Here is a 726-nt window from a genome sequence, read left to right as displayed (position 1 = left end):
CTGGATCCGGCGCGTCCGGCGTATGTGATTTACACGTCGGGTTCGACGGGGCGGCCGAAGGGTGTTTCGGTTACTCATGCGGGGTTGGTGGGTTTTGGGGAGACGCTGATCGGCCGGGCGGATGTGGGGCCGGGTTGTCGTGTGGTGCAGTTGGCGTCGGTCAGTTTTGATGCGTCGGTTCTTGAGTATGTGATGGCGTTGTTTGCCGGGGCGACGTTGGTGATTCCCCGGGAGCAGCGGCTGGTGGGTGCGGAACTGGCTCAGGTGCTGGCGGAGTTGCGTGTGACGCATGCGTTTGTTCCTCCGTCGGCGTTGGCCACTCTTCCTGCGGATGCGCCGAGGGTGCTGAGGGGTCTGCGTTGTCTGATGGTGGGGGCGGAGGCGTGTCCGCCGGGTCTGGTTGAGGCGTGGTCGTCTGGTCGTCGTGTGGTGAATGCGTATGGGCCGACTGAGGTGACGGTGGCTGCGAGTATGAGTCGGCCGCTGGCGGGGGGCGGTGTGGTGCCGATTGGGGAGCCGGTCGGGGATGCGCGGTTGTATGTGTTGGATGAGCATCTGGGGCTGGTGCCGGTGGGGGTGGTGGGTGAGTTGTATGTGGCGGGTTCTGGTCTGGCGCGGGGGTATCTCAACCGGTCGGGTTTGACTGCGGCGCGTTTTGTGGCTGATCCGTTTGGTGTGCCGGGGTCGCGGATGTATCGCACGGGTGATGTGGTGCGGTGGGGTGTG

1 protein-coding gene is annotated in these 726 nt (G+C 64.9%); it reads left to right on the top strand.

What is annotated here, in order from left to right:
* Nucleotides 1-726 (top strand): AMP-binding protein (locus ACTWQH_RS32805; RefSeq protein WP_443290463.1); only part of this gene is annotated, 726 nt, incomplete at both ends.

The organism is Streptomyces sp. 6N223 (genome assembly GCF_052246635.1).
Taxonomy (GTDB): domain Bacteria; phylum Actinomycetota; class Actinomycetes; order Streptomycetales; family Streptomycetaceae; genus Streptomyces.
Note: the sequence above shows the minus strand (reverse complement) of the source record. Positions and strands in the feature narration are given on the sequence as shown.